General features: G+C 67.2%; 12 protein-coding genes and 1 pseudogene. 7 read left to right on the top strand and 6 right to left on the bottom strand.

Going from position 1 to position 14,764, the window contains the following annotated elements:
- Both ACFWF3_RS05110 and ACFWF3_RS05105 read right to left on the bottom strand, forming a co-directional pair.
- Positions 1 to 545, bottom strand: a pseudogene (locus tag ACFWF3_RS05110) (aspartate kinase); the annotation flags it as partial.
- Positions 546 to 680: 135 nt separating this feature from the next.
- A complete protein-coding gene (locus ACFWF3_RS05105) occupies positions 681 to 1,253 on the bottom strand; it encodes a dihydrofolate reductase family protein (protein ID WP_379312509.1) in 573 nt (190 codons plus the stop codon).
- A 71-nt stretch (positions 1,254 to 1,324) separates the two neighbouring features.
- On the opposite strand from ACFWF3_RS05105, the gene ACFWF3_RS05100 reads away from it, so the two are divergent.
- The 3 genes from ACFWF3_RS05100 (at position 1,325) to ACFWF3_RS05090 (ending at position 3,732) form a co-directional block, all read left to right on the top strand.
- Positions 1,325 to 1,897 (top strand): TetR/AcrR family transcriptional regulator, encoded by a 573-nt coding sequence (locus tag ACFWF3_RS05100; protein WP_379312507.1) that lies wholly within the window; start codon positions 1,325 to 1,327, stop codon positions 1,895 to 1,897.
- Positions 1,898 to 1,995: 98 nt separating this feature from the next.
- Complete coding sequence (locus ACFWF3_RS05095) at positions 1,996 to 2,454, top strand: SRPBCC family protein (protein ID WP_378994354.1); 459 nt, start codon at positions 1,996 to 1,998, stop codon at positions 2,452 to 2,454.
- 75 nt (positions 2,455 to 2,529) lie between these two features.
- Complete coding sequence (locus ACFWF3_RS05090) at positions 2,530 to 3,732, top strand: low temperature requirement protein A (RefSeq protein WP_379312505.1); 1,203 nt, start codon at positions 2,530 to 2,532, stop codon at positions 3,730 to 3,732.
- On the opposite strand, the gene ACFWF3_RS05085 is transcribed toward ACFWF3_RS05090, so the two are convergent.
- From ACFWF3_RS05085 to ACFWF3_RS05075, 3 genes are all read right to left on the bottom strand, one after another.
- Positions 3,719 to 4,552, bottom strand: a complete 834-nt coding sequence (locus tag ACFWF3_RS05085) for an ion transporter (protein ID WP_379312504.1) — start codon at positions 4,550 to 4,552, stop codon at positions 3,719 to 3,721. The genes ACFWF3_RS05090 and ACFWF3_RS05085 overlap by 14 nt on opposite strands.
- A 117-nt stretch (positions 4,553 to 4,669) precedes the next feature.
- Positions 4,670 to 6,280 (bottom strand): GMC oxidoreductase, encoded by a 1,611-nt coding sequence (locus ACFWF3_RS05080; protein WP_379312503.1) that lies wholly within the window; start codon positions 6,278 to 6,280, stop codon positions 4,670 to 4,672.
- Positions 6,281 to 6,398: 118 nt separating this feature from the next.
- Positions 6,399 to 7,166, bottom strand: a complete 768-nt coding sequence (locus ACFWF3_RS05075; RefSeq protein ID WP_379312502.1) for a sulfite exporter TauE/SafE family protein — start codon at positions 7,164 to 7,166, stop codon at positions 6,399 to 6,401.
- A 299-nt stretch (positions 7,167 to 7,465) separates the two neighbouring features.
- Here ACFWF3_RS05075 and leuA point away from each other — a divergent pair, with 299 nt between their 5' ends.
- Positions 7,466 to 9,262 (top strand): 2-isopropylmalate synthase, encoded by a 1,797-nt coding sequence (gene leuA / locus ACFWF3_RS05070; RefSeq protein WP_379312501.1) that lies wholly within the window; start codon positions 7,466 to 7,468, stop codon positions 9,260 to 9,262.
- A gap of 314 nt (positions 9,263 to 9,576) precedes the next feature.
- Positions 9,577 to 11,310 (top strand): AAA family ATPase, encoded by a 1,734-nt coding sequence (locus tag ACFWF3_RS05065; RefSeq protein WP_379312499.1) that lies wholly within the window; start codon positions 9,577 to 9,579, stop codon positions 11,308 to 11,310.
- A gap of 10 nt (positions 11,311 to 11,320) precedes the next feature.
- On the opposite strand, the gene ACFWF3_RS05060 is transcribed toward ACFWF3_RS05065, so the two are convergent.
- Positions 11,321 to 12,220 carry a LysR family transcriptional regulator gene (locus tag ACFWF3_RS05060; RefSeq protein ID WP_379312497.1) on the bottom strand — a complete coding sequence of 300 codons (900 nt, stop codon included), beginning with the start codon at positions 12,218 to 12,220 and terminating at the stop codon, positions 11,321 to 11,323.
- A gap of 71 nt (positions 12,221 to 12,291) precedes the next feature.
- Here ACFWF3_RS05060 and ACFWF3_RS05055 point away from each other — a divergent pair, with 71 nt between their 5' ends.
- Together ACFWF3_RS05055 and ACFWF3_RS05050 are read left to right on the top strand one after the other, a co-directional pair.
- Positions 12,292 to 13,218, top strand: a complete 927-nt coding sequence (locus ACFWF3_RS05055) for an EamA family transporter (RefSeq protein WP_378994370.1) — start codon at positions 12,292 to 12,294, stop codon at positions 13,216 to 13,218.
- A gap of 249 nt (positions 13,219 to 13,467) precedes the next feature.
- The coding region (locus tag ACFWF3_RS05050; protein WP_379312496.1) for an FAD-dependent oxidoreductase at positions 13,468 to 14,764 on the top strand (1,297 nt) is incomplete at its 3' end.

Genomic DNA, 14,764 nt, shown 5'->3' with positions numbered 1-14,764 from the left:
GCGGAGAAGATGCCGTCGACGTCGGTGTAGATCTCGCAGACATCGGCTTTCAGCGCCGCGGCCAGCGCGACGGCGGTGGTGTCGGAGCCGCCACGGCCCAGCGTGGTGACGTCCTTGCTGTCCTGGCTCACGCCCTGGAAGCCGGCCACCAGCACGATCTGCCCCTCGGCCAGCGCCTCCTGCAGGCGGCCCGGGGTCACGTCGATGATCTTGGCGTTGCCGTGCGCGCCGGTGGTGATCACGCCGGCCTGCGAGCCGGTGAACGAGCGAGCTTCGGCGCCGAGCGTGTGAATAGCCATGGCCACCAAGGCATTCGAGATGCGCTCGCCCGAGGTGAGCAGCATGTCCATCTCGCGAGCAGGCGGCGCCGGGGCCACCTGCTCCGCGAGATCGAGCAACTCATCGGTCGTGTCACCCATCGCCGAGCACACGACAACTACATCGTGCCCCTGCTTCTTGGTCTCCACGATCCGTTCAGCGACGCGCCGGATCCGCTCGGCGGTAGCCACCGAGGATCCTCCGTACTTCTGAACTACGAGAGCCACAGCAGGTCCTTCACGATCGAGTGTCAGGTTGGTATCAGCGACCAAGAGTACCGGGCGCGGGCCACCGGTTTTGCTGCTACCTGCCCTGCCTGTGGAAAACGACACAGGCTTGTCACCTGTGGATAACCACGGAATTCACGCTCGATCGAACCAGGTGACCTGCGTGCCGTTGTCGAATTCCTTGCGCCGCACCGGAGCGAACTGTGTCGGTTTGAAGACGCCGGTGAAAACAGGGACACCCTCGCCCGCGACGATCGGATAGCTCTTGATGATCATCTGGTCGATCTCGTCGAGCAGCTGCCCGGCCAGCTTCCCGCCGCCACACAGCCAGATGTCGCCGCCCTCGCGCTGCTTGAGCTCGCGCACCAGCTCGAGGGGATCACCGGAGACGATCTCGACTCCGGGATGGTCGGCCTGGTCGAGTGTGGACGAGACGACGTACTGCTTCAGGTGCGAGAACGGGCTCTCGACGTGCTCATCCGGCAGCACGTAGGTGCCGCGCCCCATCAGCACGGTGTCCCAGTTCTTGGCAGGCAGGTCGGGGTCCATGCCGAAGTGCGCGCGCAGGTGGGTCGGGATGGAGTCGGGAAACTCCGTCATCATCCACTCCACATAGTTCTGCGGTGTCGGATAGAAGTCGACCTCGCCGCCGGAGCCCGCGATGTAGCCGTCGAGGGAAACGCCGATGTAGTAGACAAGCTTTCGCATGGTTACCGCCTCAGATGTAGTACTCTGTTTGAAGTGGTTTCAACGTAGTACTACGGATGGAGTGGTGTCAAGTGCGAACTAATCCCGAGCGTCGGCAAGCCCTGCTCGACGCGGCCATCGAGGTCCTCGCCGACGAGGGCGCCCGCGGCCTCACCTTCCGCGCGGTGGACAAACAGGCGGCCGTCCCCGCCGGCACCGCGTCGAACTACTTCGCCAATCGCGACGAGCTGCTCACCCAGGCCGGCGTCCGCTTCTACGAGGTGGTGCAGCCGAGCGAGGAGACGATGGCCCTGGTCAACGACGGCCCGAAGGACATCGACAACATCACCACGCTGATGAAAGAGGTGGTCGGGCGCATCGAATCGCATCGCAAGGCCTATCTCGCGCTGCTCGAACTTCGACTCGAGGCAACCCGGCGGCCCGAACTGCGCACGGTGCTCACCGAACGCGTCCGGGCCGACATCGATTTCAACGTCCGCAACCATCTGGCGTCCGGTCTGCCCGGCGACGCGGAGTCGGTACTACTGCTCTATCTGGCGCTCAATTGGCTCATCGTCGAACACCTCACACTGCCCGGAATCTTCACCGAGGAGCAGAGCATGGCACTGATCGAAACGGCCGTCGAGCGTGTGATAAGCAGCTGACCCGGTCATTTGTCCAGACCATAGACGTGTTGACGATCACTGGTACCACTGTGCACAATCGGGCGCGAAAGCTGCGGGGGTTCGGAGGATAGACACAGATGCGCTCGAAGATCGACATCCGATTCACCGTTGACGCCGAGATCGACCAAGTGATGGACGCACTACTGGCCGTTGACCTGATGTCGGAGTGGTCGACCTCGCTCAGTGATGTCCGGGTCGGGCCGCGCGATGCCGACGGCAGGCCGCGCCGAGTTTTCGCCACCGCCCACTTCATGGGTAACTCCGACGCCCAGGTGCTCGAATACTCCTGGGAGCAGTACCGGTCCGAGTGGCGGGTGGTCGACAGCAGCCGCGGTTCCAAGGGCGGCGGCTGGATCGAACTGGTCGACACCCCGGAGGGCACCGAGGTCGACTACCACGTAGAACTCTCCCTTCCGCTGCCCATTCCGGGCATCCTGTTCAACCGAAGCCTGCGCAAACTGCACGACGAGACGGTCGCGAACTTCATCGACTTCGCCGAGCGGTACCCAGAGGTCGGTGGCTTCGCGGCCGGCTAGATCGCGCCGTCGGAGAACCCCGCGTCGTCGACCTTCAGTCCGCGAATCGCGACCCGGGGTGCGAATATTGACCCCATGATCGGAAATCGACGGGTCCGGTTCCAGCCCGTCACCGAAGAGAACTCGGTGACCCAGCTCGAGCTGTTCTTCGACCTGGTGATCGTCTTCGCGTTCACCATGGTCACCGCACTGGCCGCCGACGACACCACCGCGGCGAACATGCTGCGTGCGACGCTGGTACTGGCCCTGATGTGGTGGCTGTGGATCGCGTATTCGTGGCTGGGCAATGTGGTGCGCGCCGACGAGGGCATCACGCGGGTCGCGATGTTCGTCGCGATGGGCGGTGCGTTCCTGGCCGCGCTCACCATTCCCGAGGCCTTCAGCGATCTGGCCGGTGGCTGGTTCGGTCCGCTGGTGTTCGCGGTGGCCTATCTGGTCGTGCGACTGGTGCACGTGGTGGTGTTCTGGACGATCAGCGCCGGGGATGCCCAGCTGCGCAGGCAGTTGCTGCGCTGGGCGGTCGGCTCGGTCACCGTCGGAACGACACTGCTGGTCGTCGCCGCGATGACGACCGGTCTCACCCAGATCCTGCTGTGGCTCGCCGCGATCGTCGGGGACATGGTCTGGACCTGGGCGGCGGGCACCGACTGGCGCCTCAACTCGGCCAAGCACTACTCCGAACGCTACGGGCTCATCATCATCGTGGCGCTGGGCGAATCCATCGTCTCGATCGGCATCGGAGTGGCCGGACTACCCATCTCGTGGCCGATCACGCTCGGTTCGATGCTCGGTTTGGCCATATCCGGCCTGCTGTGGTGGCTGTACTTCGATGTCGCCGCGATCTCGATCGAGCACGCGTTCGCCCATGCCAAGGACGCGCGACAGATCAAGATCGCCCAGAACACCTACATGTACGGGCATTTCCCGATGATCGTCGGCATCATCGGGCTCTCGCTCGGCTTGAAGAAGGTGCTGTACTACGTCGGCGATTCCTCGCACCACACGCTCACCGATCCGCTGTACGGCATCCCGCTCGGTGCGCTCTACGGTGGCCCCGCGCTGTTCCTGCTCGGCATCACGTTCGCGAAATACTATGCGACCAAGTCATTGTCGACCGAACGCCTGGTGGTAGCCGCGTTGCTGTTCGCGCTCATCCCGTTCGCCGCGCACCTGCCCGCGCTCGCCTCGCTCACCGTGCTGTGCGCGCTGCTGTCCGTGCTGGTGATCTTCGAGACCCTGCGCTTCGCCCAGCCGCGCGACCAGATCAGGCACGCTTGACCTGACCGAGGTGGTGGCGCACGCCGTGCTCGGCGGGCGTCGCCCCACGGTGCGAGGGCGGGACCCGCACCCCGGCACGCACCGCGTCGTTGATCTGGTCGAGGTTCTCCCGCAGCATGTCCGCGACCAGTTCGTCGGTGCGCGGGTCGTCGAGCAGCTGGCGCAGCATCCGGTAGACCGTGTCGGCGACGAGCCGGATGATGTCGTCGTGGAACGGGACGTAGCGCAGTTTGCCGGTCTGCGGGTCGTTCTTGATCAGGTCCATGATCAGCTGGTCGACCTCGGCGTGGTTCTCCTCCAGCGCGGCGGCGATGTTCTGGGTGTAGTGGCCCGCGCGCAGGACCTTGGAGACCTCGTCGAGGATCGCGATCGTCATCGGACGCTTGATCACGTCGACGATCGTGCCGACGAACCGGTTGACGATCGTCGCGGTGACCCGCTCCCCCAGTGCCCGGTCGGCCACCCGGCCCAGCCGGATCAAGATCACCACGATGCGCAGCAGCCGGAAACTGCGGAACAGCGGGCTGGTCACCGGGATCATGCCGAGGACTTCGTACCAGTAGATGAACGGGAACGACCACGGCCACCCCGCCCGCCGCCAGCGCCAGACGAACTCGACGAGGAAGATCGCGCAGATCGACGTGTCGACGATGACGATCGCGTGGTACGTCGGGCCGCTGACCTCGAAGAAGGTGATCCACACGACCAGCACCACCGAGATGATCGCGAGGATCAGCATGAGGATGTCGGTACGCAAGGTCGGCGTTTTCGAGCGCACGTCCGGCAGGGCCTCGACCCGTTCGATCCCCGGTGAAGCCACTGTTGCTCCTGAATATCTGGCGGTCGGCGCCGCGTAGGTCGGCCTTGACATCGCTGCCCACGCTAATTGGTCGACCGACGCCGCGAGGGGAGTTGCCGACGCCGGTCGGTGGCGTGTTCAGCCGCGCAGGACGGCCTCGATGTTGCGTTCCGCCAGCGCGGTGATGGTCAGGGACGGGTTGACCGTCGCGGTGCTGCCGGGAATCGCGGCACCGTCCATCACGTAGAGGCCGGGGTGTCCGTGGACGCGGCCGAAGGCGTCGGTGGCTTTGCCGAGGACCGCGCCGCCGAGCGGGTGCGCGGTGAACTGGGCGTTGGCGTCGTAGCCCAGCGCGCCGTATTCGGCGACCGCGCCCGCGCGCTCGGCGATCCGGTGGTCGACCACGCGAGCCGCCGCGGCGACCGCGTGCTGCGTGGCCGCCGACCAGTTCAGGCCGACGCCGCCCGACGCCGTGTGATAGCCGAAACGGGCACGGGTCGGATCGAGGACCATGCCGAGCGAGGCCAGCGCGCCGGTCTCGAACGGGATACCGGGGATGTACCAGTTCTCCAGGGTGAGGGGCACGTTGGATTCGTCGTGGATCCGGCTGGCGCTCGGCACACCTTGGCCCTGCCCCGCGACAGCGCTCGCGCCGCGGGCCAGCACCACGTCACCGTTGGTGCCGAAGCCGTCGCCGATGTGCTCGTTGAGGTTGGGCAGCGTGCCGGTGGCCTGGGCACGGACCAGCAGCTCCGAAGTACCGATGGAGCCCGCGCCGAGGAACAGCTTGTCGCAGGTCAGGTTGCGGGTGCTCAGCACCTGACCGGTCGGGGCCAGCTTCGATACGGCCACCACGAACCTGCCGCTCGCCTCCTGGGCGATGGCGTCGACGCGGTGGCCGGGGAACACCTGGGACTTGCCGGTCTCGCGGGCGTAGCGCAGGTAGTTCTGGTTGAGGTCGAACTTGGCGCCGTTGGAGTTGCCGAGGTTCGAGCGGGCCGAGGTGGCGGAGGCGCGGGAGGTGCCCGCGAGCTCGCTGCGCAGCACGTCCCAGGTGAAGATCGAGTCGTTGGGCAGCGGCTGGTATCCGGCCGCGCGCACCTGGTCGTCCCAGGCGCGCGAGTGCGCGAACGGCGAGGAGTTGTAGATGTCGGCCGGCATCGTGTCGAGCCGCAGCATCTGGCGCACCCGCGGGTAGTAGACGCTTTCCAGCTCGCCGTAATCGACGACGCCACCGAAGACCTGGTCGAACAGTGTGCGTTGCGGAGCCACCATCGCTCCGCTGAAGATCACCGAACCGCCACCGACCGCGGCGGCGCGCCACACGTCGAGCCCGGAATATTCGGTCACATCCAGCACTCCGCCGAACGCGCTGAAACTCATCGGCACCTTGGTGACGCCGGTGAAGCTGGTGCGATGCCAGAACCCGCGGCCGTCGGGTAGATCGTCGCCGGTGAAGATCTCACGCCACGGGTCGTTGGGCCAGTGTGAACCGCGCTCGAGCACGGTGTTGGCGATCCCGGCCTCGGCCAGGCGCAGCGCCGTCACGGCGGCGCCGAAGCCGGATCCGATGACGATGGCCTGCGTGTGGGCGGGTGCGTCCGGAATCGGCGCGAAGATCTCCGGCACCCAGGACTGGAACATCGCCTCGCGCGGATCCGCCGAAGCGGGCACGCTCGCCAGCGTCGTTCCCACAGCACCGGCAACAGCCGCCAGTCCCGCCGCCTTGAAAAAGGCACGTCTGTGCACCAGGCCACCTCCCTCATCACGCATGGCCGACGCGAAGAATACCTTGCAAACCGGACAATCGCCCGGTCGTACGGGTATTTGTCACATGTCATGGCGACGCGTGGTGCGGGGTGGGACCTCAGCTGGTGAGCAGGCGGATCACCGCGATCGTGCCGACAACCACGATCACCCCTCTGAGCGCATTCGGCGGTAACTTCCGCCCGACCTTCGCGCCGAGCTGCCCGCCGATGATCGAGCCGACCGCGATCAACGCGACCACCTGCCAGTCCACCTCCGCGATCGCGATGAAGATCACCGCCGACACCCCGTTGACGATCAGCGCGAGCACGTTCTTCACGCCGTTGAGCCGCTGGATGTCCTCGTGCACGAACACCCCGAGCAGACCGATCAGCAGCACACCCTGGGCGGCCCCGAAGTAGCCGCCGTAGATGCCGGTGGCGAAGACCGCGACCAGCAGAATCGGGCCGCCGTGTTCCGGCGCCGCCGACGCACCGTTCGCCCTGCGCTGCTTCACCCACGCGGCCAGTCGCGGCTGCACGACGACCAGGATCAGCGCCACGATGATGAGGACAGGGACGATCGCCTTGAACGCCTCCGCGGGCATCGTCAGCAGCAGGATCGCGCCGGTGATGCCGCCCAGCAGCGACGCGGTGCCCAGCTGCAGCAGTCGGGACCGCTGCCCCTCCAGTTCCCGCCGATAGCCGATCACCCCGCTCACCGAGCCGGGGACGAGACCGATCGTGTTCGAAACATTCGCTGTCACCGGCGGCAACCCGAACGCGAGCAGCGTGGGAAAGGTGATCAGCGTGCCCGATCCGACGATCGTATTGATGCCACCCGCCGCGATACCCGCGGCGAAGACGGCCACCTGTTGTAACCAAGTCATTCGAATTCCTTTGGTACGTCTCGTCGGACGCGAAGGTCCGTACAAGCGTGCGTTATGGGGGAAACCGTACTGGTCAACCGGTGAGCGAAAGCCAGCGGACTCGGTTCACCTAATTGGCCCGGGTCGCTTACGAGCAAGGGTGGGCACGCGGTAAGCTCGGAGGATCATGCTGCAGCGGGCTCTTCTTCTCGGCCGCCGCGACGGGTCCTGATACGGACCGGCTCCCGTCGCGGGGTTCCAACGCGCCGGTCGACCCGCTCCCATTCACGGGAATCCATCACACCCACGGAGAAACTTGCATGTCCTCGGCTGACGCATTCGTATCCGCTTCGCGCACCATTTCGGCCCCCGGCAAACCCGCACCGGCCGACCAGCCCGCCTGGAACACCCAGAAGAACTCCTCGATGCCGTCGTTCCGGTATCGCCCCTTCGCCGAAGAGGTCGAGCCGATCACGGTGCCCGACCGCACCTGGCCGGACAAGATCATCGATCGCGCCCCCGCGTGGTGCGCCGTCGACCTGCGCGACGGCAACCAGGCGCTGATCGACCCGATGAGCCCGGCCCGCAAGCGCCGCATGTTCGACCTGCTGGTGCGGATGGGCTACAAGGAGATCGAGGTCGGTTTCCCGGCCGCGAGCCAGACCGACTTCGATTTCGTCCGCGAGATCATCGAAGACGGCGCGGTCCCCACCGACGTCACCATCCAGGTCCTCACCCAGTGCCGCCCCGAGCTGATCGAGCGCACCTTCCAGGCCTGCGCGGGCGCACCGAACGTGATCGTGCACTTCTACAACTCCACCTCGATCCTGCAGCGTCGGGTGGTCTTCCGCGCCGAGCGCGACGCGGTGAAGAAGATCGCCACCGACGCGGCGTCGCTGTGCCTGGAGATCGAGAAGCGCTACCCCGACACCGAGTGGCGCTACGAGTACAGCCCGGAGTCCTACACCGGCACCGAGCTCGACTACGCCCGCGAGGTCTGCGACGCGGTCTCCGAGATCATCGCGCCGACCCCGGCCAAGCCGCTGATCATCAACCTGCCCGCGACCGTCGAGATGGCCACGCCGAACGTGTACGCCGACTCGATCGAGTGGATGCACCGCAACCTGGCCCGCCGCGACTCGATCGTGCTGTCGCTGCACCCGCACAACGACCGTGGCACCGCCGTCGCGGCCGCCGAGCTGGGCTACCAGGCCGGCGCCGACCGCATCGAGGGCTGCCTGTTCGGCAACGGTGAGCGCACCGGCAACGTCTGCCTGGTCACCCTGGGCATGAACATGTTCTCGCGCGGCATCGACCCGCAGATCAACTTCTCCGATATCGACGAGGTCCGTCGCACGGTGGAGTACTGCAACCAGCTGGCCGTCGCCGAGCGTCACCCCTACGGCGGCGACCTGGTCTACACCGCCTTCTCCGGCAGCCACCAGGACGCGATCAACAAGGGCCTGGACGCGATGAAGGCCGCCGCCGACGCCCAGGGCGCCGATGTGGCCGACATCGTCTGGGAGGTCCCGTACCTGCCGATCGACCCGAAGGATGTCGGCCGCACCTACGAGGCCGTGATCCGGGTGAACTCGCAGTCGGGCAAGGGCGGCGTGGCCTACATCATGAAGACCGATCACGGCCTGGTGCTGCCGCGTCGCCTGCAGATCGAGTTCTCGCAGGCGATCCAGGCGATCACCGACGGTGAGGGCGGCGAGGTGACGCCCAAGGAGATGTGGGACGTCTTCGCCACCGAGTACCTGAACCCGATCCTGCCGCTCGAGCGGATCAAGCAGAAGGTCACCGCGGCCGAGACCGACGGCGGCGTCGACTCGATCGTGGCCACCGTGAAGGTCGACGGCGTCGAGCAGGAGATCAGCGGTTCCGGCAACGGCCCGCTGGCGGCGTTCGTCGATGCGATCGCGACCGTCGGCTTCGAGGTCCGCGTCCTCGACTACAGCGAGCACGCCATGTCCGCGGGCGACGACGCCCAGGCCGCGGCCTACGTCGAGGTAGCCATCGGCGACAAGGTCGTCTGGGGCGTCGGCATCGCCACCTCGATCACCACCGCCTCGCTGCGAGCCGTCGTCTCGGCCGTGAACCGCGCGGCGCAGTAGCTTGCGCTATGGCGGCCGGGACCTGAGGTCCCGGCCGCTTTTGTGCCTGTGGATAGATTCTCGGGCCTGTGGACAACTTCGGTTCGCCCGGTCGGCCTCGTCCGGGATATACCGGTTGAGCTGGGAGCATTCGAATTCGCTCTGGGGCATGGGAGTTACTGCCCCCGACGCGCGAAAATTGCCTCCGTGTTAGCGTTTTAGGGCATATTCAGCGCCGAGCTTTCCTGCTCGTTCAGCGAGCAAGTGGGGGAACTGTGACCAACAACGACCATAATCCGACCTCGCCGCCGTGGCTGCAGAGTCCGTCGGCTGACGTGTCCGAAGCTGCGTCCGGTCCCTCCGGTGTGCAGACCGCGACCGAGGACGACATCGAGCCCGCCGACACCGCTGCCGAGCCGACCGGTGACGCCGTCGAGCCGTCGACCGGTGACCAGCCCGTCGCCGAGCCCGGCGCGGCCGGCCTCGCCGACCAGACCGTGTACCAGCCCGCCGGTTTCGCGCCGCCGGGCCAGTTCGCGCAGGGCGCTCCGTACTCGGTGCCGGATCCGTACCAGAACAACGGCGGGCAGCCGCCGGTGAACGGCCCCGAGCAGCAGCCGTGGCCGGGTCAGCCGGGCGAGCAGCCGTGGCTTCCTGGTCAGCCGAGCGCCGAACAGCCTTACCCCGGTCCGCACGCGACGGGCGAGCAGCCGCAGCCCGGCGTGCCGCCGCAGTACCCCGGCGCGGAGGGTCAGCCGTACCCCGGTCCCGAACAGCAGCAGCAGTTCCCCGCCCAGGAACAGGGCCCGCAGTCCGAGCCCATCTACAGCTGGGCGCCTCCGCCGCCGCCGATGTACCAGCAGCCGATGCAGGGTGGGATGCCACCCGGTCAGCAGCCGGAACAGCCGGGGCAGTTTCCCGGCCAGCAGCCCGATCAGGGACAGTTCCCCGGTCAGCACGGGCAGTTCCCCGGCCAGCTCGGCCAGCCTGGTCCCCCGCCGGGTCAGCAGTGGGGCGGCGGCCCGGCTCCCCAGCAGCAGCAGCCGTTCCAGCCGCAGCACATGCAGGCACCGGGCCAGCCCGGCCATTCGGTCAACGACCTGAACCTGCTCAAGCGCGCGCGGAAGTCGCCGCGCAGCGGGTGGCGCAAGGCTGTGCACAAGGTGTCCGGCGGTGTGATCAACCCGGGTGAGTCGGCGGCGGATGTCGTCTACCGCGATCTCGGCGAACGGGTCAACCAGCCCGTGCGCGGCGACTACCGGATCGCGATCCTCTCGCTCAAGGGCGGTGTCGGCAAGACCACCACCACGGTCGGTCTCGGCTCCACCTTCGCGTCCCAGCGTGGTGACCGCGTCATCGCCATCGACGCCAACCCCGACCTGGGCACGCTCGCCCACCGGGTACCGCGCCAGACCCGTTCGACGGTGCGCAATCTGCTCGAAGACCAGCAGATCACCCGCTACTCGGATGTCCGCGCACACACCTCGCAGGCCCCGAGCCGACTGGAAGTGCTTGCCTCCGAACAGGATCCGGCCGTGTCGGAGGCCTTCAGCGAGGCCGACTACCGCAAGGCCATCGGCATCCTGCAGTCGTTCTACAACATCATCCTCACCGACTGCGGCACCGGCCTGATGCACTCGGCGATGTCGGGCGTGCTGGACATGGCGAGCTCGCTGGTGCTGGTCACCTCTCCCGCCATCGACGGTGCGCGCAGCGCGTCGGCGACGCTGGACTGGCTCGATCACCACGGCTACTCCAAGCTGGTCGAACGCACCGTCGTCGTCGTGAACGCTTCTCGCCGTGGCGCTTCCACGGTCGACCTGGATCAGCTGCGCAAGCTGTTCCTCGACCGCACCCGCGCCGTGCAGATCGTCCCGTTCGACGATCACCTGGCCGAGGGCGCCGAGATCGACCTCGAACTGGTCAGCAAGCCGACCAGGCGGGCCCTGCTCGAACTGGCCGCGATGGTCGCCGACGACTTCAGCTACCACGGTCAGCAGCACCAGCAGCAGCCGTATCAGCCGGGCCAGCCCTACCCGGGTCAGCAGTACCAGCCGGGTCAGTTCTGAGGTAGCACCGTCAGCGCGCGATCACCTCGCGCGCCGCGGCCTCGAACGCGTCGAGCACCGTCGCGATGGCGGGGCTGCGGTGCGCCTGCGGGCGGGTGATGATCTCGTAGACCCTGGCCGCGCGGACCCCGGCCAGCGGTAGCACCGACAAGTCGGGGTGGGCTACGGCGTAACGCGGCATCAGCGCGACGCCGTAGCCGGAGACCACGAGCGTTTCGATCACCCGGAACTCGTTGAGCCGCTGCGCGATCCGTGGCCGTACCCCGGTGACGGTGGCGATGGACTCGAGCACGTCGTCGACCGGGAACCCGCCGCGCACGCTCACCCAGGTCTCCTCGGCGAGTTCTTCCGGGCGCACCGACGAACGCCCGGCCAGCGGATGATCCGGTGCGACAACGACATCGATGGGCTCACGCATCAGCACCCGAGCCGACAATCTCGGCCCGGTCAGCGACGGCGCGCGTTCGTCGCGATGGGTGAGCACGATGTCGTAGTCGGCCAGTAGTTTCGACGCCTCACTCGGCGGCAGGTCCTCGTCGCCCGCGACCAGTTCGACCCCGCTGGTGGCCAGCGTGGCGAGCACGAGCGGCAACAGCAGTGCCGCACCGGACGGGAACGACGCCACCCGCACCTGACCCCGCGGTGAGCCCCGGTAGTGGGCCATCTCGGCGGTGGCCCGGTCCATCGCGGCGAGCACGTCGTCGGCCCGGAGCACCAGCGCCTGCCCCGCGTCGGTGAGCCGCACTCGGCGTCCGTCCGGTTCGAGCAGCGCAACCCCGGCCTCTCTGCCAAGCACCTTCAACTGCTGCGAGACCGCCGATGGAGTCATCGACAGCACCTCGGCGACGGCGGCGACCGTGCCGCGGTCGGCCAGCTCACGCAGGATGCGCAGTCGCTCGATCGAGAACATGAAGTAAAACTACGTTATCCCTCCATATTTATTCGATTGTGCTGATCTTTAGCGGCCCGCACGATAAGGGCGTGACCTCCCGTGATCGCCTGCTCGGACTGACCGTCGTTGTGCTCTGGGGCCTGAACTTCCTGGCCATCCGCATCGGCCTCGACCACTTCCCGCCCTTTTTCTTCGTCGCGCTGCGCTTCGCCGTCATCGCGATCCCCGTGCTGATCTTCATTCCACGTCCGGCCGTGCGCACCCGCTGGCTGCTGCTCTACGGCACCGGCTTCGGCATTCTGCAGTTCGCGTTCCTGTTCACGGCGATGCGCACCGGCATGCCGACCGGCCTCGCCTCACTGGTACTGCAGTCCTCGGCGCCGTTCACGGTGATGCTGGGCGCGGTGCTGTTGCGCGAGCGCTTGCGGCCGGTGCAGGTCGCCGGACTCGCGGTGGCCGTGTTCGGCATGGTCATCATCGGCGCCGACCGCTTGGCCAACGCCACCCTGCTGCCGGTCCTGCTGACGTTGGCGGGCGGCCTGGGCTGGGCGTTCGGCAATATCGGCGCCCGCCAGGCCGGTGCCGACTCCCCCGGCTACAACCCCCTGCACCTGACGCTGTGGATGTCGGTGGTTCCCGTCGTGCCGATGCTGGCGCTGTCGATGGCTGTCGAGGGGCCTGGCACCGGTTTCCGCGCGGTCGGCGCCGCGTTCTCGGCCGACGGCCTGCCCGCACTGGGCGCCGTCGCCTACATCGCCGTCCTCGCGACCGTGTGCGGTTCGGGGCTGTGGACCTATCTGATGAGCCGCTATCCGGCGGGCACCGTGGCACCGTTGTCGCTGCTCGTGCCGGTCGTCGGCATCGCGGCGGCGTGGGTGGTCCTCGACGAACAGCCGTCGGTGGCCGCGCTGATCGGCGGGGCGATCGTGATCGCGGGCGCCTTCGCGGCAACCACCGGCCTGGGCCTTCCGAAGGCGCCATCGCCCGCCCCCACCCCGGAATTGGCCCGAGCCTGAACCCGAATTCAGCCCACGACCGCTCGAGCTCTGGCTAGCATGTGACCGGTCGCCCGATGTGTTTCCGTGCGACCGGTCGGTTTTGAGCTCGCGAACGACGCACAGGTCGATACAGCCAGGTCTTCGCCGCGCTCTAGAGTGGTAGCAAATCCCAGGCAATACTCGAGCAAGGCAGCTGAACAGCGTATGGCGGAACAGCGGTGGCCCGTTTCGCGAAGGAACCTTCTTCGTGGCACGGTCGCAGCGGGGGTGATAGCGGCGGGGGCCGTGGCGGGAGCGCCGGGATTCGCCGCGCCACCGGGGCGCCGGGTAGCGGTTCTCGGCGGCGGTGTCGCCGGGCTCACGGCCGCGCACGAACTGGCCGAGCGCGGGTTCGAGGTCACCGTGTACGAGGCACGCGCGCTGGGCGGCAAGGCCCGCAGCGTGGGGGTGCCGGGTACCGGCCGCGACGGCAGACCCGATCTGCCCGGCGAGCACGGGTTCCGTTTCTTCCCCGGCTTCTATCAGAACCTGCCCGACACGATGCGCCGCATTCCGCATCCGGGCAATCCCGACGGCGTGTGGAACAACCTCATCGCCGTGCCGGAGGCCCGGTTCTCCCGCCGTGACAGCGACGACATCACCCTTGCCCTGCCCGACAGCTTCACCGCCGCGCAGGCGACGCCGGACTCGATCCGCGAAACCCTGGCCGGCACCATCGCCACGACCGCCAAGATGTCGGCGGCGGAAGGCCTGTTCTTCGCCAATCGGCTGATGGTGTTCAACACCAGCTGCGATGCCCGCCGCTTCGGCCAGTGGGAGCACACCTCCTGGTACGACTTCGTGCACGGGCACGAACGTTCGCACGAATTCCGCGCGGTCGTGTCCCGGTCGCTGACATCGATCATGGTCGCCGCCAAGGAGAACCTGGCCAGCACTCGCACCATCGGCAGCATGGGCGAACAGTTCCTCGGCAACCCGCTCGGCCTCGGCAACGACGGCGGCCTCGACCGCGTGCTCAACAACACGACCAACGCCGCCTGGATCGATCCGTGGGTGCGGCACCTGCGTGAGCTGGGTGTGCGTTTCGAACTCGGCGCACGGGTCAGCGAACTCGAGGTGCGCGACCGGCGGATCCGGGCGGCCCGGATCACCGACGCCACGGGCGCGCGCACCGTCGACGCCGACTATTTCGTGGTGGCGCTGCCGGTGGAACACGCGAGAAAACTGTGGTCGTCGCAGGTACTCGCCGTGGCGCCCGAACTCGCCGCGACGGAGCGGCTCTTCGTCGATTGGATGAACGGAATACAGATCTATTTCCGTGCGCCCCTGCATATTTCGCGCGGACACACGGCCTATGTCGATTCGCCGTGGTCACTCACCTCGATCAGCCAGAATCAGCTGTGGACCGATAAACTGCCGTCCTTCGGCGACGGCACGGTGGCCGATTGCCTTTCGATCGATATCTCCGACTGGAATTCGCCGGGAATGCTGTACGGCAAACCCGCCACCGCGTGCACCCACGAGGAGATCTTCCGCGAAGTCTGGGCACAGTTGAGCAGCCATC

The sequence above is a fragment of the Nocardia sp. NPDC060220 genome, assembly GCF_042727815.1.
Taxonomy (GTDB): domain Bacteria; phylum Actinomycetota; class Actinomycetes; order Mycobacteriales; family Mycobacteriaceae; genus Nocardia.
This window is presented reverse-complemented; position numbering and strand designations above follow the sequence as displayed.

Excerpts from the sequence above, each read along its gene's own strand:
- ACFWF3_RS05105 (WP_379312509.1), bottom strand. The coding sequence starts at position 1,253 with ATGCGAAAGCTTGTCTACTACATCGGCGTTTCCCTCGACGGCTACATC.
- ACFWF3_RS05095 (WP_378994354.1), top strand. The coding sequence starts at position 1,996 with ATGCGCTCGAAGATCGACATCCGATTCACCGTTGACGCCGAGATCGAC.
- ACFWF3_RS05090 (WP_379312505.1), top strand. The coding sequence starts at position 2,530 with ATGATCGGAAATCGACGGGTCCGGTTCCAGCCCGTCACCGAAGAGAAC.
- ACFWF3_RS05075 (WP_379312502.1), bottom strand. The coding sequence starts at position 7,166 with ATGACTTGGTTACAACAGGTGGCCGTCTTCGCCGCGGGTATCGCGGCG.
- leuA (WP_379312501.1), top strand. The coding sequence starts at position 7,466 with ATGTCCTCGGCTGACGCATTCGTATCCGCTTCGCGCACCATTTCGGCC.
- ACFWF3_RS05060 (WP_379312497.1), bottom strand. The coding sequence starts at position 12,220 with ATGTTCTCGATCGAGCGACTGCGCATCCTGCGTGAGCTGGCCGACCGC.